The organism is Paenibacillus sp. FSL W7-1332 (genome assembly GCF_037969785.1).
GTDB lineage: Bacteria > Bacillota > Bacilli > Paenibacillales > Paenibacillaceae > Paenibacillus_AQ.
Map to the genome: position 1 here is coordinate 3,973,262 of NZ_CP150209.1, position 22,109 is coordinate 3,995,370.

A 22,109-nucleotide genomic window follows, 5' to 3' on the forward strand; every position below is an offset into this window, starting at 1 on the left:
CACCCCTCCTTAATATGAACATCTATCCGTTATCCTGTTCTCCCGTGTTGTTCATTTCGATAACTGCGGAAAGTAAGGCAAGCGCAAGTCCCTGCCCCCAGCCCTGGGCCCATTTTTTATCCACTTCGAGATAACCCCTGATGTCGTTCATGACGGCGGTTCCACCGGATACGTTAAGCACCCGTCCTCGTTCGGAAATATTAGCCAGCACGCCCTTTAACGCCCGCTCTACATGTTTGGCATGAAGCGGATTATTCTGCATCACCATTGCCGCGGCAATGCCAGCCGTGGCTGACACCTCGCCATAAGCTTCCGGGTAGTCGAGCACGGTGCCCCAGAGGCCGTCATCCTTCTGCAGCTTTTTGATGGCGGCAAGCTGGTCTCGCAGCGAGCTTATAATATGCATAAATGGTGGGTACAGGTAAGCTTGCGGCAGCACATGTCCCACGCGTGACATCGTATAGGCCGCCCAAGCGTTGGCGCGTGCCCAATACATTCCTGACATATGATCCTTATTAAGGTGGTTATATCCGTGATACCACAGGCTGGTATTCTCGTCCTGCAAATAATTAATATGCCAATAAAACTGATGAAGTGCATCGTCAATAAGCTGCTTCTCCCCAAGCACCACGCCTGCGCGTAATAGGAAATATCCCGCCATAAACAGAGTGTCCGCCCAGCATTGCTCCGGAAAATCGTTTTTAGCCGACACCGTGTGCTGGAGCACACCGTCACCGAAACGCAGGGCGTTGTTCTCCAGATAGTCCACCTTGCTCATGATGATATCGAGGTATTTCTGATCCTTCGTCTGTTCGTAAAGGGTGAGCAGCATATGTCCCATCGAGCATGTGTTGACCGTCCATCCCGGAAGTCCTGCTTCGATATATTCATCGCACCACTCTATCATCCGTTCCAAATATGCTTGCTCGCCAGTCACTTCAAAGGCACGGCTGATCCCGTAATAGGCGACGCCGCAAGGCCAGTCCCAAGTGAGATCCATGCCGAAGGTGTAGTCTGCAACGCACCCGACAACCTGCTTAAGATCGGCATTAGCAATAGTTAACTTCAATTTGCAAAGCCTCCTTGGTCAAAGCCTCTACTGAGATGGAAGAGGCTTTGACAGTAATTATGGAATTAACGGTGTTTACTACGATTTACTTTCGGCATATACGGTTAAATTCGCGTATTCTCCAATCAGAGGCGCCATCTGGCGGAAACCGAGCTTTCCGCCAGCGATTGGAAGCCCGTACGTGACGCCGTCGTCTTCCCACGAGAAAAGCGGAAGATTGTTAACGGCAAACGTAATGCGATGTCCGCTCTTAACGATCAGCATCCGGTATGGTCCGACTGCGTCCATGACACCCGGAATCGGGTCGGCACCTTGCGCGACCAGGTGGAAACCGTAGCTTTTACGCAAATTGCATGTATGAAACTTCCGCTCCTCCGCCCACTTCCTCCGGAAGTAAGAAACGTGGAAAGCGTTCATTTCGCCGTGATGATACTGGTCGTATTCACCAGTCCGTGGCTTGATGGAAGAATCGAGCAAATCCCGGCCTTCCGTGCCGCTTGCGCTAAAAAACATAATCGCCAGGCCCGGCTCGCGTACCGGCCAAAAATCCCATGAGACGGCGGCGTCCGCCGGAAAGTTCTCCGGGCACCACAATACGAAATTGGCTCGCTGCCCCTCCGCCTCGTCGCGGACGCTTTCGAGCCGCATACGTCCCAAAGGAAACGTGATGGCTCCTTCTCCCTCCATTCGAAAATCCGCGACATGCTCGGGCTTGGAGAGTGGGTTTGCATAAATCGCACGCCAACTTTCGGGAATCAGCGGGCTTTTAGCAGTATGCACGACCCCTGTTTCGGTTGGTTGATCTGTTGTCATCGTATTCACGCTCCTTTCTTCCCATGTCTGGGTTACCGCGCATGGGCGACGAGCGATAACCGAGCTGCATTACACATTAGCTTCCTGGCGGGCCTTAGTCTACATGGTCAGGTAAAGAATCTGGGATCAGTTCCAGGCTGATGATCGTGTTCAAAGACCATTGCGACGCCTCATTCGTATTCATCCAGTCAATCTCCTTCAGCTTGTCGACGTACGTAACGTCAACGGCATCTTTTTCCAGGTCTGTGGTTGCAAAAGGGTGTCCCAGCAGCGTCGACCAGGCAACATCGGCTGTACGCCTGTCCTTACGGTACCACGCGCCGTAAGCGACGAGGGCCAGCGTCAGAACTGGATGCTCAAACCGCTTTGTGCTGATGGCGCCGCCTGTGATTTGATCCTTTTCTTCCTGCGAAAGATTATAGAAAACACCGAAATCGGCCATCATGTCGTCCCACTGTTTATCCTTCAGCATGCCGGACAGCTCGAACCATACCTGCGGCGCGCCCATGCATAACGCCAGATGGCGCCCCCAGTTGTCGTCACCCATCGACGTCAGCAAGCCGGTATTCGGATCATAACCGTAAGTCGGACCGGAGATCAGACCGTAATTCGCCTGTTTAATGCATTGAATGCCGGTAAGCAGTTTATCGCGGTAAAACATATCCTCTTTGCGCTCCCAGCGGGTCATCCAGTTGGAGCTGAAAGCCGCCCAATCCGGGCCGACCCGGATATGGGTCTTATGCTCGTCCTTGGGAAAATAGGCGCGCATCGGATCGATATGGACGGTCGTATAGTCGGCATCCTTCGCCTCGTCCATCATATCCCCGATCCGCTCGTCCCCCGTTAAATAATAATAGTAGCGATGGAGTCCGGCCATGCCGATCCGTGCCTCCTTGCAGCCGCAGCCCCAATGGACGACGTTATGCCGCGAACCGAGCCCGGCGTATTCACCGAAATGATAGACGTCGACCTCGCTCGTATGGCGCGTCATCGCCTCCGCCATCCGGAAAATGTCTTCGCGTCCCGAGCGCAAAAACATCAGCCACAGCCACATGTTCGGGACCAGCTCCGTATTTTGCCAAGCACAGCCGCCGAGGTCATAATTCCAGACATGGCGCGCAGGGTCGTAGCTGTGCATGAAATCGCCGTAATCCCAGAAGCCGTACCAGCGCCTCTGCTCCACCTCCCTTTGGTAAAAGGCGATGATCCCGTTCAGCTTCTCTTCGAGGCGGGATTTGGCGGGCGTTCCCCTGTCCGGCAAGCTCCAAATGCCAAAAGCGCCTTGGCTCCGCAAATAAGCCGGCTCGCATACAAGCTGCGGAGGCGAGTCGTTATAGCTCGCGTAAGCCTCCAGCTCAACTGGCGACGGCGTAAACGCCCGGCACCAAATCGTCAGCTCGCTCGTATTGCCGACGCCGTACGGAGTTGCCCGCAGCTCTTCCGCGCCTTCGTAGGAAGATTCAACATGCGTTAACGTATCGTAATGGCGCATGTCCATGGCCGGCGCTTCCGGGGACCAGAACCAGGCGATCAGCTGCGCCTGGTCCTCTGTGAGGCCGTGCGCCTCCATGCCCGAAGGATGCTTTTGCCAGAAATTGCGCATCGCAAGAGCCAGTCCGCCGCCGGGCCCACCGACATATGCAACACCGCGCGCTCTCCGGCCTTCTCCGGATTTGATCCAGCTGCAGCCTGCCCTGGTCCGCTTGGCCATCAGATAATGGTCGGCTGAGAACTGCGTCACCTTAAAGCCGTCCCAGCTTGCGGAGTCGTGCAGCAGATTCATAAAGTACTCGTCGTCCATTTCTTCGTCGGTCAGTGTTTCCCCATTGAGCTGACGCTTGAACAGCTCCAAATATCTGCCTTTTGTGCGCCGCGAATGAAGCGTTTTGGGCGATTCGCTTAAATAACCGGTATCACCGGCAAACCGGACGTGGCGGTTGTACAGCGGCCCACGGATCGGCAGGATGAAACGGATGCCGAGTCCCTTCACGAAATCCTGGTTCGGATTGCCGTCATAAAAAAACGTATGCACCATCCGGATCGACTCCAGACCCGCGTAAGCGTACAGGCGAAGCGAAAAAGGAAGCCATTCACCAGTTCCGTTCACGGCACGGTGGCGGCCCGTCAGCTTGACGACCGCTCGTACCGGACCTGCTTGCTCCACCTTCGCTTCGTAGATTTGGGATTGATAACGTTCCTCCCGGATCGTTCGGCTCCCGGTCAGCTCGCTTACGCTTTCCTTGATAGCGATCAACTCGCCATAAGAGCTTATACTGACACCGTTTCGTAGAACATCGGCAATCATTTGGCTACCTGTTTTCGGTACCCGAAAGGAAATGACGCCCGTGTCGATGGTAAAGCCATCCTCTGCTTCACGTACGGACACTGAACCCGCTGTTGGTGAATGTTTGGAATCTCCCTTCACGATGGTATACCCATGAGGGGCACCAGTCGGAAATGCGGCGGCATGCGCCGTCCATTTGACGCTGCCGTCCGGCCAATATGCAGTCGGCCAGCTTTGCAGTGCAGGGGCAGTCCCGCCCTCCAAGTGCAGCGACAGCCGGTCGTCCCGTGAAAGCTCCCCCTCCTTCCACGGCATTCCCCAAGTCAGCCCGGCCGGAATATCAGCGGCTGCCTTTAACCAACGCAGTGATACTCGCGTGTCGTTCATGGCATCATCTCCTAAACGTTTTCTTGGCTTCCGTTCTTTCAACGCCCTCATTGTAGACAGCTGCGGCTTTCCCGGCAATGGCACTTTCTTGATGGCATCCGCCGGGCTAAATTGCACGATTTCGCGAGAATTGCACTTTATTGCACGTTAAGGTTTTTCTGGTGCTTCGCAGCCCTGCGCATCACAATAAAGCCGGCAGCGGTCACATCATGAACCGCTGCCGGCTGCTTCTTTCGATCTGTTTATCGCAGCTTACTTCCTAATCTGCCCGGCTAAGTTCACGATAACGGGTAGGAGTCATGCCCTCGAGCTTTTTAAAGATCCGATTAAAATAGCTGTGCCGATATCCGACTTGTTCGGCAACCGTGTTAATTTTCATCTCCGATTCCCGAAGAAGCTCCTTCGCTTTTTCCATACGCAGCTCGGTCAAATAATCGATAAAGTTTTTGCCGGTGACCAGTTTGAATGATTTGCTCAGGAAAAACGGGTTCGTGCCGATGTGGTCGGCGCAATTGTCGAGCGAAATGTCGTGCATATAGTTTTGCTGCATATAGATCATGGCATGCTCAATCAGCCGTTTGACCTGGCCATCCGTTCGGGTCGTCAGCTCCTTCATGAAAGGGGCGATCACCTTCACTTGGAACCATTCCCTGGCGCCGGCAGGTTCTTTAATCTGCGAAAGCTGCTCATACAGGTTGGCGCCCTTGAACAAACGATTCGGCTGAATACCGGATACGAGAATCGCATGCTGGACGGAACCCAGCAAATGAAGCATCCCCTGCTGGACATCTATCGCTTTTGCCTCCTGCACGGACAGCGCATTCTGGAATTCAACGAGCAAGGCGTTGGCGTCCGCTTCCTGTCCGGTTCGAAGCGCCTGAAGAAATTCTCTTTCCAGCGTAAAGGGATACTGCGGTTCGGACGAATCCTCGAAATTCAGCTGCTCCATTTCGATAATCTGGTTATCGTTATCGAATTTGCGGAAGCTGGCTGCGTGTTTCACGCCTTCAAATGCGAGCGGTATGTCGCTTACACGGCCGGTAGCCCGGCTGATCGCCACCGTCACCACCATGTTCAGCAACCGGTTAACCGTCTGCGCAAGCTTTTCGCAAAACGATTTGATCGTTTCTGTACATGGCTCCCCTTCCGGCAAGATGAGCAGCACCCCTGATCCAAGATCATGGAAATTGATCGTGCTGCTTTGCTCGAAATACGAATCCGCCAGCTCTTCGATCATGTTGACGGATGCGAAGGTAACCAGTCCCTCGTCGCCAAACTTGAATTTCCCTTCCATGCTGGCGATCCCGGTAAGCTGTACGTACAGCACGACAAATTGCTTGCCGCACACCTGCCATTTATACCGTTCCATCCGTGACCGCAGGTCCTCCTCCGTATAGGCGTACAAATAGCCCTGAAGGAGCTGATGGAGAAAGCTTTCCTTTACATGCGGCAGCTGCTCGAGCCACTTGGCGTTCAGCTCCCGACTCTCCCTGCTTAAATGCTGCCATTGCCGCTCGATTAGCGTAAACTCGTCCTCCCGGCCTCCGCCCGATAAGGAGGCGCTTGGCAGCAAATCCTTCATTAGCCTTTTTACAGGTAAGTACATTCGGATCGATGCAAGCCAAGCAAGCCCTATTGCCAGCAAGAGAGCGCTCAAGCTGACCGTCAAAATGACTTTGGATATAAAAACGACCGGTGCAGTTATATTGGTGATCGGCGAAGCCGACACGTACAGCCAGTTATCCATGATTCGTGCGAAATAACCGTACGTGACCGCATAGGTCTTGTCGTTCCATTCATAAAGAAACGAGCCTTCCTTATTCACGTTTGACTCGACCTCGCTTCTGACTGCCTTTACGAACGTCGAATCTATCGAGCTCCCGTTGGCGGATACGAATAGATGACTGCTCGGCTCCGTTAGAAAATTTTCGCCGTCGGCATAAGGGGTAATGGTCTGCAGCGCTTCCGCGACTTGATCGCTGTCCAAGCGGACGATCAAGGCTCCAATCGGTTTTTGGCTGCCACCGGGAACGAGATGTACAAACGTCAATTCCCGTTTTCCCGGCTGATCGGGATCCAGCGTTAGCTGTGTCCAATACGTCGTTTTTCCTGCGTCAAGCAGTTGGTCGTATAGCTTGATGACACTTGCATCATGTAAAGCGGAATATTCCGGATAAAACAATACCGGCTGGCTTCCGCGCAAATAGAGGCTGACGTTACGAATCATCGTATTGGAGCCCTGCATGACGAGCAGCGTATTCGTAATATCGCGGGTCTTCTCAAAATCACGCACGAAGTCGCGTTCGCCGAGCGAATAATCGAAGCTCGTATCGAACGCCCAATGCGCCAGCATCATTTCGAGATTGGACAGCTGTTTATTCAGGTTCTGCGACCGCTGCTCAATCTGGTTGTTATGGAGCTTCAGCAGCTCCTTTTCCAGCTTACCACCGGCCATCGAATATACGAGAACCCCGGTAATAATGCCGGGAATTCCGGCAACAAACAGGAACATGATTAAGCTTTTCCTATAGAAGCTGCCAGATCTGCCGGATAAGCGGGCCAATAACATTTTCCATCCATTCATCGTCAGCTCACCAACCATATCTAAAATTAGTTTTGCCTTCCTTTGTTAGGCGGTCCTTTGCCTTTCAGATATGTAAGCGTATTCAAATATAGCAACAGTGAAATAAAATCGACTGTCTTAATTAGCATAACGCGGTCCTACTAATAAAACCTGCATATTTTCAGAGTAAATTGTTTAAAAAACAGAGGAATTCCAAAAACCGGCCATCGTGGAGTCTTGGCTACAGAGCAGCTACCGTCACTTTGTGGGGACTCTCGGAAGAAAAATTCGGATAGAGAAAAAAGAGGCAGTTGCCTCTTTTTTCCGCTGAATATCACTGCTAATTGACTTCGTCTAGGATTTGGACGCTGCGTACAGCTCGTTGATTTCCTTCACGTAATCGTTGCCCCCGGATTTTTTCCACAGTTCGATTGCATCGCGCCAGCCTTGCTCGTCGATTTGGCCGACGATGAATTTAATGCGGGCATCATTAATAATATTGCCAAGCTGTTGTCCTTTTTGCGAATACACCTCAGAAATAAACGGCTCCGCCGGATTGGCGACGATGGTTTCCCGGTTTTTTATTTGAACCTCTGTTTGTTTTAAGCGAAGCGGTGTCTGGGCCACTTGCAGCCCTTTTCCTTCAGGAATGTAAGGTACCATCTGGTTAAGACCTTCGACTTCAGACTCGAGCAGCACGGAATCCGTACTTCTTTCCAGCGTTGTATCGTCGATCTTGGTATAATGCACGCCTTCAAGGCCGAAGCTGGTCAGCGTTTGCAGGTCAGGCTCGTTCAGCTGGTCTAGAAATTTCAGAATGCGGTGGACTTCCTCCTCAGTCTTCACACTCGACTTCGGAATGGCCAATAGGCCGGCAAAACCGGAAGTAGGCAGCGTGCGAATTTGACCATCCGCACCGGTTACTGCACCGAACACATCCATGTAATGCTCCCTTGAATCATTGCCCGCCGCCGCGTTCGCCGCCTTGATTTTGTCGTCGACTCGAGCCGCTCCGTCGACGACGTCGATAATCACGCCGGCTTGCCCGTTAACAAGCGGATCCGTCCACTTCGCCGAGTCCATGACGGCAAAATCTTGGTTGACGAGTTTTTCGTCATACAGCTTTTTCATGAACTTGAGCGCTTCGAGATATTCATCGTATTCGAACTCCGGTACGAGCTGGCCATCCCTTTCACCCCAAACGTTAGGTGCACCAAACCACAGTTTGATCTGGTCGAAGCCCGCTCCCCAGCCGGCCGTCCATTTGACCATAACCAGTCCGTACGTGTCGTCTTTACCGTTGCCGTCCGGATCCTTCTCTTTGAACGCTTTCAGCATGTTGTAAAAATCGTCGATCGTTTTCGGTTGCTCAAGTCCGACGTTCTCCAGCCAATCCTGGCGGTAATAAACGCCGTTGCGGCCAAGCTCGCGCCCGCGATATACGCCGTACGTTTTGCCGTTAATCGAGGAGTTGTTCAGAATGATTTCGCTGGCCTGGCTGAGGTTCGGATAATTTTTGAGTTTGTCGGTCAAATCCCAGAACGCCCCCGATTTTACCGCACTAACGAAACTCGGGCCCTTTGAGTCCGGCACGTAAATGATTTTCGGCAAATTGCCCGATGCAAGCGTAATGTTGAATTTATCCGCATAGGAAGCGTTAGGCACCCATTCGAAATGAATGTCCGTGCCGGTCAGCTTCTCGAGTTCAGCCGCTACGGGACTGTCGTCCTTCGGATAGTTCGTTTTAAAAATCGGGAGCATGATGTTCAGCTTAAACGCTTCTTGCGTATCTGCGGAAGCGCTTGCAGGGGGAGCCGCCGTCGAATTGTTGGAAGAGTCTGTGCCACCGTTGTTTTTACCGGACGAGCAGCTTGCCATCAGTACGATACAAACCGTGCCTAGAATTAGAAATGTGGAAGCACGTTTCGCCTTCATTGTCTTTTTCTTCATTAAATAGCCTCCCTTTATCATTAAGATCATATTGCAAACCGCATGAGCTCCAAGCAAATCAATCAGCGTGTCTCGGGTATTAACAACAGAGCCTAAGCGGAATCACACATTTGGAATAACAAACTTTAGCCTTTGACCGAGCCAAGCAGGACGCCTTTGGCAAAATGCTTTTGCAGGAACGGATACACACACAAGATCGGAACCGTGCCGACAACGATCACGGCCATTTTGATCGATTGATCCGGCGGCTGCACGAAATTAGGGTCCATCGAGTTCAAATCGCCTGCAGCCGCTTGCGACAGCAGAACGATCTGGCGCAGCATGACCTGCAGCGGCCATTTTTCCGGATCGTTAATATACAGCAGTGCCGCAAAGAAATCGTTCCAATGCCCGACGGCGTAAAACAACGTAAACGTAGCGAGGACGGGCATTGAAAGCGGCAGCACGATCCGCCCTAAGAGGCCAAGCTCGGAGCAGCCGTCGATGCGGCCGGCCTCCTCGATCTCCTTCGGAATTTCCTGAAAAAAGTTTTTGACGATGATCAGATTAAACGCGCTGATCGCCCCTGGCAGCATGAGAGCCCAGAGCGAATCGAGCAGGTTCAGCTCCTTCACGACCAGATAAGTCGGAATCATGCCACCGCCAAACAGCATGGAGAAGATGACGAGATTCAGCACCAGATTCCGGCCGTACAACCCTCTCTTGGCTAAGGAATAGGCCATCGTAACCGTGAAAAACAGGTTGACGAGCGTGCCGATGACCGTTATGTAGACGGAGACGCCGATGCTTCTCATAATCGTATCTGTCGAAAAAATAAACTTATAAGCGTTTAATGTAAATGTTTTGGGTATGAAAAATACCGCTCTTGACGTAAGCTCCGCGTCCGAGGCAAAAGAGCCCGCAATCACGTAGACGAAAGGGAGCACGGCAGCCAGCCCGAACAACGATAGCACGATGTAGTTGGCAGCATCGAACGTGACACCGGCCGCGGATTTGTATTGCTTGGCCATAGATTGATTCCCCTTTCTTGCTTATCAGTAAAGCCCGGATTGGCCGAACTTTTTCGCCAGCCAGTTCGTGCCGAGCACCAGCGTTACGCCAACAATCGATTTAAACAGCCCGACAGCCGTACTGTAGCTAAAAGCGCCTTGTGTAATGCCCATCGCGTATACGTATGTGTCGAACACTTCGCCTACCGAGCGGTTAAGCGGATTCAACATCAGATAAATCTGTTCGAAGCCGTTGTCCAGCACGCTGCCCATCCGCAAAATCAAAAGAATTACGATCGTGCTGCGGATCGCCGGCAGTGTTATGTGCCAGATTTGCCTCCAACGGTTTGCCCCGTCAATCGTCGCCGCTTCGTACTGTTCCACATCGACGGCCGCCAGCGCCGCCAGGAATATAATCGTTCCCCAGCCGCATTCCTTCCAGATCGTCTGCAAAATAATCACGGGGCGGAACCAAGACGGATCGGACAGAAATTGGATTTTGTTCCCCGTATATTGGAATAGCAGTTCGTTGACGGTGCCGCCTTCCGTGGTTAGGAACACGTACGTCAGGCTTGCCACGATTACCATCGATATAAAATGTGGAACGTAAATCATCGTTTGAATCGTGCGCTTAAAGAACGAAAGCCTTACTTCGTTTAACAAGAGTGCCAGTATAATCGGAGCGGGAAAAAAGAAGATGAGATTATAGAACGATAGCAACAGCGTATTACGCAGCAGCATTAAAAACTCTGGATTGTTAAAAAATAGCCGAAAATGCTCGAAGCCTACCCATTCGCTTTTCAAAAAGCCGGTAAACGGCTGATAGTTTTGGAATGCCAGCATGACCCCCCACATCGGCACGTATTTAAAAACCAAAAAATAAAGCAAGCCTGGGAGCAGCAGCAGGTAGAGCCATTTGTCCCTGCGAAGCCTCGCCGCGAAGCTCGTGCGGTGCTCCACCTGCTTGGACGTTTGCGGGAAATCCCTTTGAGCCGTAGCTTGCTTCATCATTCTCCACCTCCATATGTCGTTCATCACCTCGCGAGCGGTGTGGCCTTATTATGCGGCAGCGCTTTCTTTTCCCGCAATGAGACATTTTTGAAGAGTAAAAAAGCCTCGTTTTTCGGCATTTTTAAAGAAAGTGCAAAGTCGGCAAACGAGTGGTAAGACGCGTATAGCCCTGTATAAACAAGCACTTCTCGCAGAAACAAAAAAATAAAACCTCCAAGTATCTGGAAGTTTTATTGTGTAGTATTGTCTTATTCAACTAAAGCCCCCGTTAGCTTTATAAGGAATGTTGGCTTCATTTGTAAAGTTAGCGCCAGCCCATTCCCCCTCAATCTTAAACAACTCATACACAGCCTTATGGTCTGTAGGCGGTTCATCTATCCAATTTAGCAGAGTGCGAATGATTGATTCTTTTTCTGGAAAGTGATGAAGAAAGACTTCAGACTGTTCGTGAAGTCGTGTCGTCCAAATCTGAGAACGCTCCATCACCATTGAATAATATGTTCTAATGAGTTTACGAGCGAAGCTTTGTGTAATTGTTTTAAAATCTTCTCCAGAAGCTGTTGTTAACCTTGTTAACGTCCGATTAAGAACTTCATTAATATCACCATTAAAACGGATGGCTATCTCTGATGTAAGTTGATAAGGACCAAATCGTTCTCCTAGATCCTCTCCATATACACAAACACAGAGTTCCTTAAGAAATGCATTTTCGTAATAATTTGAGGGGTCAAGCGTATAGTCATAATAGGCTACAGCTATACCAACATCCCGAACTATAAAACGATAATTATTAGATAGTTCTCCAGCAAGTTTCTTTAATTCAGCTAACTTATCAGAACTTAATTTGGTATTGAACATAGCGATAAGGTCTAAATCTGATTTAATTGCAATCGCTTCTCCTCTGGCTACGCTACCGTACACATAAACACTATGCAAATGTTGATGAAATAAATGTTTAAGGCTCTCGATCGATTCATGAATGCAAGTCGCATAGACATCCGCAATTTTGTCTTTACTCACATCGCTTACAATAAAGCCATTTTGGTCTAAACCATAACCCGCTTTTAAAATCCCTATTTCAATCACCAACTTTCCTTTTACCCAGCATTTTCCTAATTATAGCACCACAACCACAATCATGTGACTAAAAGCGGGTTAGGACGCTCCATCGGCTTCTTTAAAATGGCTTAAAGACCATGAGCACCAATATGGCAATCATCAACAGCTGTGCTGCCGTCTCGATGGGTACGATCTTTTTGATCAGCTGGCCGAACTCGGCGGGTATATCATTACCCTGCTCTTGACTTTCAGATAGGATCTTAACAAGTACGAATCCGCCAATTTTTGGCATGATGGCAAGCTTGGTCGATATACCAAAAGTAAAGTGCAGCTGGCCGACGGTTCTTGCTGATCTTCGAATGATGGGCATCACGAAAGCGGGGCCAATAATGGCGATCGAAGCTAATATATGCAAAACGAGCAGTAATCCAAACAAATCCATGACCCACCCTTCTTCTCAGCTTACCGATATCTTGCTTTGATAGGCTAGACCGACCCTTTTCCCCTTAAACGCTCCTCCGAGCACAAGATGGTCCAACATACACATTACGACATCGTCATAAGCAACATTCAGCTCTTGAAATCGGCTGAACAAGTGACCGGCTATTTCTGCCTCGGAATATGCCTTAATCGTCTCCGGCATCGGAACGGGCAAGGTATCCGTTGTTACATGAAGATGAACCGGCTCTGGATGCTCGCTTGAATCCATCATGGTTCCTGGACACATCATGGACCAATCGAGCCCAGTCCGTTGCAGCCTTTCGAAATTCCGGTTGTGATTTTTATACTCAGGTGGGAACCCCGGTAAATTGTTGCCGATAAGTTCGGTATATGGAATATCCAGTGAACCAGCACCTCCCATGACCCATACCCGCCCAGAGAAACTAGGCTCCAATTCACATTGGCTTATAATGTTATCGACGATACGAACAAACTCTTCTCCCTGGCCTGCATGGCCTGCTGCAATCATAGCGGCGTCTTGATTCACGAGCGCCTGACGGACACTTACCGGGTTCATTATATCGTCCACGATCACCTTCACATGCTTTGCGGAATGCTCACCTAATTGATCATATAGCTTCTCGGAATTCCTCACAAATGCGGTCATTCCATGGCCCATTTTTATCCCTTGTGCCAGCACTCTTTTCCCTGTATTCCCTGTCGCTCCAAAAACAATAATTCTCATTGTTCGTTCCTCCTCTTTTAGGGTCCCAAATTTTGGATAACTCAAGCTTAGCATCGCTTCAAAATGATGTTAAGAACCCACTTTAAAGTAGGGTGCTTACTTAAAAGTAAGCATGCAGAAAGGGATACATATTAGCGGAGGTTGGGAGGAAGGGGGAATTTTAGACAGTTTGGCGACAATTCTACTGTAATAGGAGTTTTGTTATCCATTCATATCAGGATTGTGCACTGTAGGTAAACAAAAAGCTGCCCGGAATTCCGAGGCAGCTTTTTGTTTGAGTTGATTGAATTCGTGTACAAGTTCAATGAACCGGCTTTATGACGCTGGCTCTTCATATTTCCGCTTATTATGATTTTCTCCCCATGAACACATAATTTCTGCAACAGGAATCAATGTTCTGCCGTATTCACTAAGAGAATATTCCACTTTTGGAGGGATAACCGGGTGAAACGTTCTATCAACTATGCCTTCTCGTTCCAAATCTCGGAGATGTTGTGAAAGCATTTTTTGTGAAGCATCAGGTATAAGCTTTTCCAGATCGTTGAACCTCTTCTTGGATTCAATCAAGTGCCATAAAATCATGGGTTTCCATTTACCGCCTAAAACATCAATGAGTGTCTCAATTGGACATTCGCGCTGATGAATCATTATTGAATCATCCCCTTACTTTTAAGTAAGTGCATTACCTATAATTGACATAACAAAATTTTACGATAGCTCTACAATCAAGTCAATCATTGAAGCTTAAAAGGATAAATGCCCATTCTTTTAGGTGTATGAATTGCCTGTGTGTATTGCCTTAAAACTCCTCCAAAACCTTGGATTTATCACCATAAATCTTTTCCAGGTGATCTTCTCCCCAATAGCATAAATGGTCTAATGCGGGTTTTAATCCCCAGCCGTAGACCGTTAACTCATACTCCACTTTAGGTGGGATCTCTTTATAAACCTTTCGTGCAACAATTCCGTCCTTTTCCAGGCCTCTTAGTTGAGTGGTCAGCATTTTTTGCGTGATGTCGGGCATTAACCGTCGAAGCTCAGACGTCCGTTTCCGTCCTGTCATCAAATGATAGATGATTAAAGGCTTCCATTTCCCCCCCATTACTTCTAATGCCGCCTCCACTCCGACTTTATACTTCTTTTGAACGTTATTTTCCCTCTTCTCAGTCATCTCTCATTCCCCCGTTAAAAGCCTGGTTTTTCTAGGAACATAAGATTCATTTCAGTCCGTTACTCAGGTAAGTTTCTAGGGCAACTGTCTAGGGCACTTCGATGTTTCTAGGGCACCTGTATCATCCTATAGAACTTGAAAGTGCGTACTTCCTGATAATTTTATTACTGTTTATAATAGCATCAGCCATTGATCGTGGCTATAAGATAGCTGTTGAGAAATGAGAAAGGTAGTGAAGAGACAAGTATGAGAGTATTATGCGTTGTTTCCCACCCAAGAAAAGATTCCCTGACCTTTAAGGTTGCCGATCATTTCGTAAAAGGTCTTACTGCGGCGGGCCACGACTATGAGATCTTGGATTTACACGAGATTGGTTTTGACCCTGTTTTAAAAGGAGTAGATGAACCTGACTGGTCAACAGAGGAACAGTCCTTTTCCCCTGAAGTAGAACTGGAAATAAGGCGAATGAAGAAGCACGATGCCTTGGCATTTATTTTTCCAATTTGGTGGTGGCATTTGCCTGCCATGCTAAAAGGTTATATAGACCGTGTATGGAACAATGGGTTTGCGTACGGTTCGAACCAGCTTCATCATCAGCATGTCTTGTGGATTGGTTTGGCGGGCGTTTCGAAAGAACAGATGAAAAAGCGTAACTATGATGAAATGATGACTCATTTGCTCAATGTGGGAATTACAGATTATTGCGGTGTATCCAATTCCAAGGTTGAATTTTTATACGAGACCTTGGAATCCAATCCCAAGCATTATGAGACGCTGCTTAACCATGCTCATCACTTAGGGTTGAATTATGCGAAGGAACAGTAAGCTTTAGATTAAGTCTGAACTGTCTGATTGCTTTATTATGCGTTTACTTTAAAACCTGCTTCTTTCATCAGATTCGGATAAAACCAAAGACAGAAATTCGACTCGACAACCTGCTCCCTTCGGTGATTGGGCTACCACACCCGCTGTAAACGGTGCTGAGGTGTTCATTCCAAAGTATCGAATCAATTTCCAAGCTTCACCATCTGATGAGTAATAAAAAGAAATAAGTTGATCATTCTTCGTTATTTTTAAATAAGGATTGCTTACTAATACACGCTCAGAGTTACAATCATCGGACAAACCGTTCTGCGTAACAACAGACACGATCGTAGCATACTCACCGTTGAACTCAAAACAAAGCTTAGCCCAATTGTTCTCATCTGCCATCAACATCAGACACCCGGAATCATACAATTCGTTCATGTCTACCTGAAGCTGCGTTATAAGCTGAAATGTTGAATTCACCTGGATGTGCAGATAGGGTGCAGAATGAGCAACATGTTTACCTCCGGGGTCTTTGAAAAAGTCAGCATTCGTTGGAGCATCAATGATTAGCCTGCCATCTGCTGTAAACTCCCAATGTTCAGGTTCATTTAACCACATTAAATTCTTTCTTGTTTCTGGCTGAAATAAATTCTTAATCATAACTCATTCTCCTCTATTGAATTAACTTTTATTTCTTAAGATGGGATGTTCAACAAAAACCCATCTTTCCCCTTCTAAATATATCATTTATAAAACAATTTTGTGATATTTGACATCTCTACCCAGCACGAATACTCTAGCGCTTTGCCCCAAACTTAATCGTCAGTTGTTCCCATCTCTAAAAATAAGTTACAATGACACATGGTAGTAAATACCTGTAACAACTCTATTTTTCTTGGAGGATTTTATGAAGCTCACTACCTTTTTTCCTTATCGAAACGATGCAAGAAAGATATTGATCCCTTATTTAAATCAATTGACTGAGGAACAGTGGCATGCAAGGCATCCGGATCATCCGAATTCGATCGCTTGGATCGTTGAGCACATCGCGCGCAGCGAAGACGAATGGATTAACGTGATCGTACTTAAGGGAGAGCGACGACTTCAACGAGTCTTGGATCGTCCTCAGCATATTTTGCAGGCATATATCGACATTCGAGACCATACAGACCATAAACTCGACTTTATGGAATACGATGAACGCGAGCCAGTTGTAGAGCTCCCTCGTTTTTCAGACGGTTGGGAACCGCCTTCGCCGCCGACGCTACGATGGATTATCCATCATGTTTTCGATCATGAGTCGTACCATGTCGGTCAAATCGGCGTCATAGCACGTTTAAACGGATTCGCCGGCCCCCTATTCTGAACGTAATGACTCGATAGCTAATCGTATAAGTTATGTCCATTTCGGTAATCGGTACAGTTCCTTGTCCCCGGCTCGAGACAAGAAATTGTACCGATAAAATAAAAAAGCCGCTAAAATAGCGACTTTCAATAAAAACCATGCAGTTGTACCTCGACATCAGGACCAGCCGGATCGCTTTATAAGGTTAGTTACAAGTTCATCGTCGAAGACGATTCCGAAACCCGGCGTGGCCGGAATATGAATCTCTCCGTTTTCGATTCGATAGCCTGATACATCCATTCCTTCGATTGTAATGTCGTCATATTCCACAAATTCGAAGTTCTGCACCGCGGCTGACAAATGTCCAGACGCGTAAATACCATAGGCATTTCCGTAACAATGAGGCGCAGTCCGCAAACCATGGGCATCCAGTTTCTCGCCTAATTCCATCCAATGCGTGAAACCGGGCCTGATGATATCGTACTGCAGCACATCGACAAGGCCGCGTGTCGCCCACTCAATTAGATGCGGTGAGGCAAGCCCTTCCCCATCCGCGATAAGCACATTCTGCCCACGTTGCCGGAGCCACTCCTTCAGATCCTCGTACAAGGCATCATCCTCATGGAACGCTTCTTCCAGCCAATACAGATTTACATCCGCTAAAGCCCCCAAGACCTCTTTGGTTAAGTTCAAATTATATGCATTATTCGCATCGATCATGATCTTACCTGTGGGACCTGCCACTTCCGAGATCCCCCGAACAATTGCGATATCTCGTTTCGTCCCTTCCCAGAGTGGCATATGGCGTCCGCCACGGCCAACTTTAATCTTAAAATGACGTTGACCCTTCGCATATCCTTGCATCGCTTCTTCCTGCATTAACGCGACTGCGGTCCTCTCATCGGACAAATGCAAATCGTCGAAGTACAGTGAGGTATCATAGCAGGGAACAACCAATGGGACTCCTCTTTCCATGTGGCCACCGGACACCAAGTCATACACGGGTTTGTCTTGTCTCTTTCCTAACCAATCGAGCATTGGGTATTCCAATTGCAAACGATACGCTTCGAGCAGTCTGCCCCGGTCATCGAATAAGTCAAGCAATCGGCGGCCTATGATGTCTTGGGCCCATTCCGGCGTCATATGAATCGAGCTACCGTACCCTGTTTGTCCATCGATCGTTATTCTGGCGATATCCACTGTGCAGCTTTTGCCATGAATGCCGATCCTGCCATTGGCCCCCGCGCTTCTGGCTCGTTCTCCCGTTAACTTGGCGAATTCGATCTTTTCCACTTTCCAATCAGATTGTATACCCGTAATATTCATAGAATCCTCCTTCACCGACTCGACGGTTTCATGTCCCGATGTGATTCGTAAGCAGAACACCATATTATAGAATTATACTGTTAGAAGATAAGAACATTCTTCTTCCGTTGGAAATCTGTAAATGACCTTTCACTTCAATTGCTGTTTCCAGCCTGATATCCCACTTTACTTTGTTTTATCCGTATCCTTCTTTATGGCTTTGTTACCCTCTTGATCCAGAGATTCTTGATAGATGTCAGCGTAAGTTTTTGAATCTTTGATTAGATCGTCGCAGAAAGCCGCTACGTCACTGCCCGTCACTTCGAGCACGCCTTTCCTTAAGGCCGCACCCTCTTCAAAAAGATCAATTATCCCCGAAAGCAAACCCGTCCCGTCCGTTAGCTCAACAGGACCGACCTTAAAGAGATATTTTTGAATCTCTTTATAAACAATCTGATAATCTTTCGGGAGCGCTTTGACACGCGCCACGTGCGCCCGCCACTCTTTTTTGCCTTCAATGATATCTTGAATTCTCATTTTCATCCTCCTATTTACCTAATTTTTTAGCGATATTGTCGTTGAGTTGCTTGCGCCACTTGTCGCGAAAAGATTTTGCCTCATCGATGCCGGCCAGCGCTGAACAGAAGCCTTTGATATCGTCACCCAAAACCTCTTCGATACTCTGTCCGTCTGCCGCCGTTTCTTCGAGCAGGCCAAGCACACCGTCAAGAATGGGCATGAGGTTGCGACCGGTGAAATCTGAGTGCGGCCAAAGATGCGCATTAATTTTTTCCCATGCCGCTTGATAATCAGGTGGTAACTTTTTGGCTCTCAATTCAAAAGCTTTCATTTCCTTAGTCATGTCGCTGCCGGTGATTTTCTCCCAAAAATTCATTATTTTATCTCCTTTAACTCGTTAATTTTTTCCCGTTGCTATTCTGTATCACTGGTATAAAGTAATACATACTACAGCTATAAAGTAACACGCAGTAGATGGATTGTCAATAGCGTTTGTTCTGATACGGATTGTACGTTTTCAACTATCCTGCCGTTAGTCCATGGGGACAAGAACTTGCACCCTTAAAGGAAAAAAGCCGCTAAATTAGCGACTTTCAACGGGAGCATGTTTTGTATCCGGCAATTATAGTCAGATCCTTGTTATCCGTTGTTCAAATTCAAATATGTTTTGCACTAAGCCTTTGTAAAAGCGGTTATTAGCCTTCCTAACGGTTTACATCGGATCTAGCAATATGAGCATTTGCCCAATCCGCATGGTCGTAGCCAGTTCCGTCTCCGCCATCAGTAACGACCAGCTTCAGTACGTTTGCACCGGAGATATCCGCATGAACTTTTTTGACGGAATCAGATCCGATAATAAGCCCGCTGTCATATACTTTCTCGTCGTCTGCCCAAATTTGAAATACGACCGACCCTCTATTCCCCACTTCATCATCGATTCCGATATCAGCGGCAAACGTTGAGAAGTTGCCGCCTATATAATAAGCAATCTCAGCATTCGCATGTACACCTAAGCCTTTCGTATATTTTTCACCGCCAATGGTTATGGTTTTTCCGTCGTCTTTTGCTTTTTCACCGTTACTCTGATCCCGTTCTACGGGCCCCCAATGATTAGCGGAATGAATCCATTCCACATCACTTACATAAGAATCTTCAGTTGGGAGCCGTTCTGGTATCCAGACTATGGAGTCGGCACTCCACTCTGATTGCTTATTATTTTCCCCATATTCAAATGAAACGGTGGCATTTAAATTTGCGAATCCAGGCTCAGCAGTATCTGGGGGCGTCACACGCCAATCCGTTTCAATCGAACTTCCAGGCGAAAGATTCGTGACCAGAGGATCATTTACTGCCTCTACGCTCCAACCATCAGGGGCCGTTAAGTCCAATTGAATGGCCTCGATCGTGTTTTGTCCATAATTTGTAAAGGTTGAGGTTAATAGGGTAGTTTCACCCGGAATAACATAGTTATTACGATAAGAAAAAGTTGTTGCCGATTGAACATCAATCGTGTAATGCACTTCGGGAATCCATTGCTTACGGTAAAAGTCGCGTCCTTGGACAACGACCCTGTCATCGTAAATTTGCACATACAATCCTTGGCTTTCATCCCAGTTTACTGTTGGTGCGAAGGTTGTATAATAAACAGAAGCTGTATTGATACTCGTAAATTTATTCTGCGTTAGGTTAATATTTGGAAGTCGCATATCCCGATGAGTATGGCCAGTGAATAAAATAACTTGCGGATACTTCGAGAAGAGATCAGTTAGACGCTTTTCTGCTGTTTCATGTACGGCGGAAAGAGGCTGATGAAGAAAAACAAACATAGGCTTCTCGCTATTACTGCGCTTCTCCAAAGTATCTTCCAGCCAATTCAACTGCTCGTCGCTCAGATAGGCATGGTCTTTGGTGGGAGAATCGACGGGCCCCCAGCTTTCAGAGCCTAGAAATATAAAAGGATAGCCTTTCACGATTTTCTCGTAGTACACATGCTCCTCTTCGATAAAGTCTGCGAACCGACTGGTGTTCACTTCATTTCCTTCTCCATTAAAAAACTCATGATTCCCAATGGTCATATACAGATTCTTCGGTTTAGGAGATTGATCAAGAAGTTCGCGAGCCTTCGCATATTCTTCGGGAAAACCGTTATTCGTTATATCTCCGTTGATGACCATAGCATCTACCAGCGGATCAGCGGAATGAAGATCTTGAAGCGCTTTCAATAGTTTGTTATGAGAGAACGATGTATCCCTAATATGCAGGTCACTGATCACTTGAAAGGTTGCTTTTGGTTTTTTTTCATATGCATTTGTGTCCCCTTGTGCTGATTGTGCGTGCGCTGGAGCAACCAGGGGGATAAGCATACAAGCGGCTAAACCGAGACAAGCCATTATTTTTTTCATTATTATACCCTCCTCAAAACCTTCATATATTTTTCAGTTCGCTTTTCTCGGTACAGCTACTGCGGACAATAAGTTTTGTCGGCAAATAGCTGATCAATGGCAAAGGTATCCCCCCTTCCATGCGCTGAAGCAGTAATTTGACTGCGATTCTCCCCATTTCCTCCTTGTGTACCTGTACCGTTGTTAACGGAGGGTTAATGAATTCTGACATTTCGACATTATCAAAAGAAACAACAGATATATCATGGGGAATCGATAGCCCATATTCACCAATTGCCTTATACGCCCCGAATGCCATTTTGTCGCTAGCTGTAAATACGGCCGAAGGCGGACTCTGCGTGTTTAAAATTTTTTTCATGGCTTCATAGCTCTTGGTCAGATCAAAGCAGCCGTCTTGAACCCACTCCGGAACAATTTTAAGATGGTTCAACTCCATCGCTTCTTTATAACCATAGAAACGTTCTTCTTGGTCAATCGGCATTCCAACTTGTGAGCTTCCGCCAATAAATGCAATATTTCGATGACCGAGATCTACCAAATATTGAACTGCTTGCATTGCCGCATGACGAAAATCCACCGTAACGTAATCCATTTCCAACTTAGGTATTCCGCCCACCGATATAACAAATGGAACCCGCTTATTCAGCTCATTTATAAAATCATGCTTAAGCGGTCCGATACAAATAACTCCTAAGTCACTCTCGTTCATATCCCCAAATAAATTGAAATTGAAAATATCCTGCACCTCAAATGTAAAGTCCAATATACATTCTTGATCAAGTAATTCACTTTCGATTCCGTATATAATTTCTGAAAAATATGGATCCTGGTATTTAGCTTTTACATCATATAAAACAAGTCCCACTCTCTTTGGGACCTTTTCATTCTCTGAAAATTTTTCGTTTTTTTGCAGTTTATTTTTAAACTTATAGTAACCCAGGTCCTTGGCAACTTGAATAATTCGCAGACGCGTTTGGTCGTTTACAAGTGCTGGCGAGTTTGCGTTGTTTAAAGCCCTCGAAACCGAAGAAATAGATACATTGGCATGCTCTGCAATGTCTTTTAAAGTTATTTTCATATCGGCATAACACCTGTCTGTTATAGTTTTGGAAAGCGCTTACCTCCCCTTTGTTGAAATCTTATACTGATTTAACAAATTATTCAATCTTTTTTTGCGCAATTTTTCACTTTTTGCTGCAAATCATTTCTGCGATTGCCCACATGATCACTTGAGTAAGCCCTCTAC

20 protein-coding genes are annotated in these 22,109 nt (G+C 47.5%); 2 read left to right on the plus strand and 18 right to left on the minus strand.

Features of this window, described 5'->3' with window-relative positions; genetic code table 11:
* Positions 1 to 22: 22 nt before the first annotated feature.
* From MKX98_RS17695 to MKX98_RS17750, 12 genes are all read right to left on the minus strand, one after another.
* Positions 23 to 1,057 carry a glycoside hydrolase family 88 protein gene (locus MKX98_RS17695; protein WP_233355112.1) on the minus strand — a complete coding sequence of 345 codons (1,035 nt, stop codon included), beginning with the start codon at positions 1,055 to 1,057 and terminating at the stop codon, positions 23 to 25.
* 90 nt (positions 1,058 to 1,147) lie between these two features.
* Positions 1,148 to 1,882 carry a DUF1961 family protein gene (locus MKX98_RS17700; protein WP_194542935.1) on the minus strand — a complete coding sequence of 245 codons (735 nt, stop codon included), beginning with the start codon at positions 1,880 to 1,882 and terminating at the stop codon, positions 1,148 to 1,150.
* Positions 1,883 to 1,976: 94 nt separating this feature from the next.
* Positions 1,977 to 4,553 carry a hypothetical protein gene (locus tag MKX98_RS17705; RefSeq protein WP_339217501.1) on the minus strand — a complete coding sequence of 859 codons (2,577 nt, stop codon included), beginning with the start codon at positions 4,551 to 4,553 and terminating at the stop codon, positions 1,977 to 1,979.
* A gap of 259 nt (positions 4,554 to 4,812) precedes the next feature.
* Positions 4,813 to 7,137, minus strand: a complete 2,325-nt coding sequence (locus MKX98_RS17710) for a helix-turn-helix domain-containing protein (RefSeq protein ID WP_339217502.1) — start codon at positions 7,135 to 7,137, stop codon at positions 4,813 to 4,815.
* Between the two features lie 333 nt (positions 7,138 to 7,470).
* Positions 7,471 to 9,066 carry an extracellular solute-binding protein gene (locus MKX98_RS17715; protein WP_339217503.1) on the minus strand — a complete coding sequence of 532 codons (1,596 nt, stop codon included), beginning with the start codon at positions 9,064 to 9,066 and terminating at the stop codon, positions 7,471 to 7,473.
* A gap of 125 nt (positions 9,067 to 9,191) precedes the next feature.
* Positions 9,192 to 10,076, minus strand: a complete 885-nt coding sequence (locus MKX98_RS17720) for a carbohydrate ABC transporter permease (protein WP_071219006.1) — start codon at positions 10,074 to 10,076, stop codon at positions 9,192 to 9,194.
* Positions 10,077 to 10,100: 24 nt separating this feature from the next.
* Positions 10,101 to 11,063, minus strand: a complete 963-nt coding sequence (locus MKX98_RS17725; RefSeq protein WP_194544812.1) for an ABC transporter permease subunit — start codon at positions 11,061 to 11,063, stop codon at positions 10,101 to 10,103.
* A gap of 255 nt (positions 11,064 to 11,318) precedes the next feature.
* A complete protein-coding gene (locus MKX98_RS17730) occupies positions 11,319 to 12,152 on the minus strand; it encodes a nucleotidyltransferase domain-containing protein (protein ID WP_339224495.1) in 834 nt (277 codons plus the stop codon).
* A gap of 91 nt (positions 12,153 to 12,243) precedes the next feature.
* Entirely contained in the window at positions 12,244 to 12,567 is a 324-nt protein-coding gene (locus MKX98_RS17735; RefSeq protein ID WP_339217504.1) for a hypothetical protein, read from the minus strand.
* A 15-nt stretch (positions 12,568 to 12,582) separates the two neighbouring features.
* On the minus strand, positions 12,583 to 13,311 hold the full coding sequence (locus MKX98_RS17740; RefSeq protein ID WP_339217506.1) for an NAD(P)H-binding protein: 729 nt from the start codon (positions 13,309 to 13,311) through the stop codon (positions 12,583 to 12,585).
* A 315-nt stretch (positions 13,312 to 13,626) separates the two neighbouring features.
* On the minus strand, positions 13,627 to 13,959 hold the full coding sequence (locus MKX98_RS17745; protein WP_339217508.1) for a helix-turn-helix domain-containing protein: 333 nt from the start codon (positions 13,957 to 13,959) through the stop codon (positions 13,627 to 13,629).
* A gap of 151 nt (positions 13,960 to 14,110) precedes the next feature.
* Positions 14,111 to 14,482, minus strand: a complete 372-nt coding sequence (locus tag MKX98_RS17750) for a helix-turn-helix domain-containing protein (protein WP_194542942.1) — start codon at positions 14,480 to 14,482, stop codon at positions 14,111 to 14,113.
* Positions 14,483 to 14,728: 246 nt separating this feature from the next.
* On the opposite strand from MKX98_RS17750, the gene MKX98_RS17755 reads away from it, so the two are divergent.
* Complete coding sequence (locus tag MKX98_RS17755; RefSeq protein ID WP_339224497.1) at positions 14,729 to 15,307, plus strand: NAD(P)H oxidoreductase; 579 nt, start codon at positions 14,729 to 14,731, stop codon at positions 15,305 to 15,307.
* A gap of 48 nt (positions 15,308 to 15,355) precedes the next feature.
* On the opposite strand, the gene MKX98_RS17760 is transcribed toward MKX98_RS17755, so the two are convergent.
* Positions 15,356 to 15,952 (minus strand): DUF1349 domain-containing protein, encoded by a 597-nt coding sequence (locus MKX98_RS17760; RefSeq protein WP_194542943.1) that lies wholly within the window; start codon positions 15,950 to 15,952, stop codon positions 15,356 to 15,358.
* 247 nt (positions 15,953 to 16,199) lie between these two features.
* Between MKX98_RS17760 and MKX98_RS17765 the strand changes: the two genes are divergently transcribed.
* Positions 16,200 to 16,658, plus strand: coding sequence for a DinB family protein (locus tag MKX98_RS17765; protein ID WP_220685075.1), 459 nt, complete (start codon positions 16,200 to 16,202; stop codon positions 16,656 to 16,658).
* Between the two features lie 156 nt (positions 16,659 to 16,814).
* Here the strand turns inward: MKX98_RS17765 and MKX98_RS17770 are convergent, their stop codons facing one another.
* From MKX98_RS17770 to MKX98_RS17790, 5 genes are all read right to left on the minus strand, one after another.
* Positions 16,815 to 17,963 (minus strand): enolase C-terminal domain-like protein, encoded by a 1,149-nt coding sequence (locus MKX98_RS17770; protein WP_339217511.1) that lies wholly within the window; start codon positions 17,961 to 17,963, stop codon positions 16,815 to 16,817.
* A 165-nt stretch (positions 17,964 to 18,128) separates the two neighbouring features.
* Positions 18,129 to 18,479 carry a DUF1048 domain-containing protein gene (locus tag MKX98_RS17775; RefSeq protein WP_071218998.1) on the minus strand — a complete coding sequence of 117 codons (351 nt, stop codon included), beginning with the start codon at positions 18,477 to 18,479 and terminating at the stop codon, positions 18,129 to 18,131.
* A gap of 10 nt (positions 18,480 to 18,489) precedes the next feature.
* Entirely contained in the window at positions 18,490 to 18,837 is a 348-nt protein-coding gene (locus tag MKX98_RS17780; protein WP_194542946.1) for a DUF1048 domain-containing protein, read from the minus strand.
* Between the two features lie 328 nt (positions 18,838 to 19,165).
* Positions 19,166 to 20,863 carry an NPCBM/NEW2 domain-containing protein gene (locus MKX98_RS17785; protein ID WP_339217512.1) on the minus strand — a complete coding sequence of 566 codons (1,698 nt, stop codon included), beginning with the start codon at positions 20,861 to 20,863 and terminating at the stop codon, positions 19,166 to 19,168.
* A 22-nt stretch (positions 20,864 to 20,885) separates the two neighbouring features.
* Positions 20,886 to 21,941, minus strand: a complete 1,056-nt coding sequence (locus tag MKX98_RS17790) for a LacI family DNA-binding transcriptional regulator (protein ID WP_220685072.1) — start codon at positions 21,939 to 21,941, stop codon at positions 20,886 to 20,888.
* Between the last annotated feature and the right edge of the window lie 168 nt (positions 21,942 to 22,109).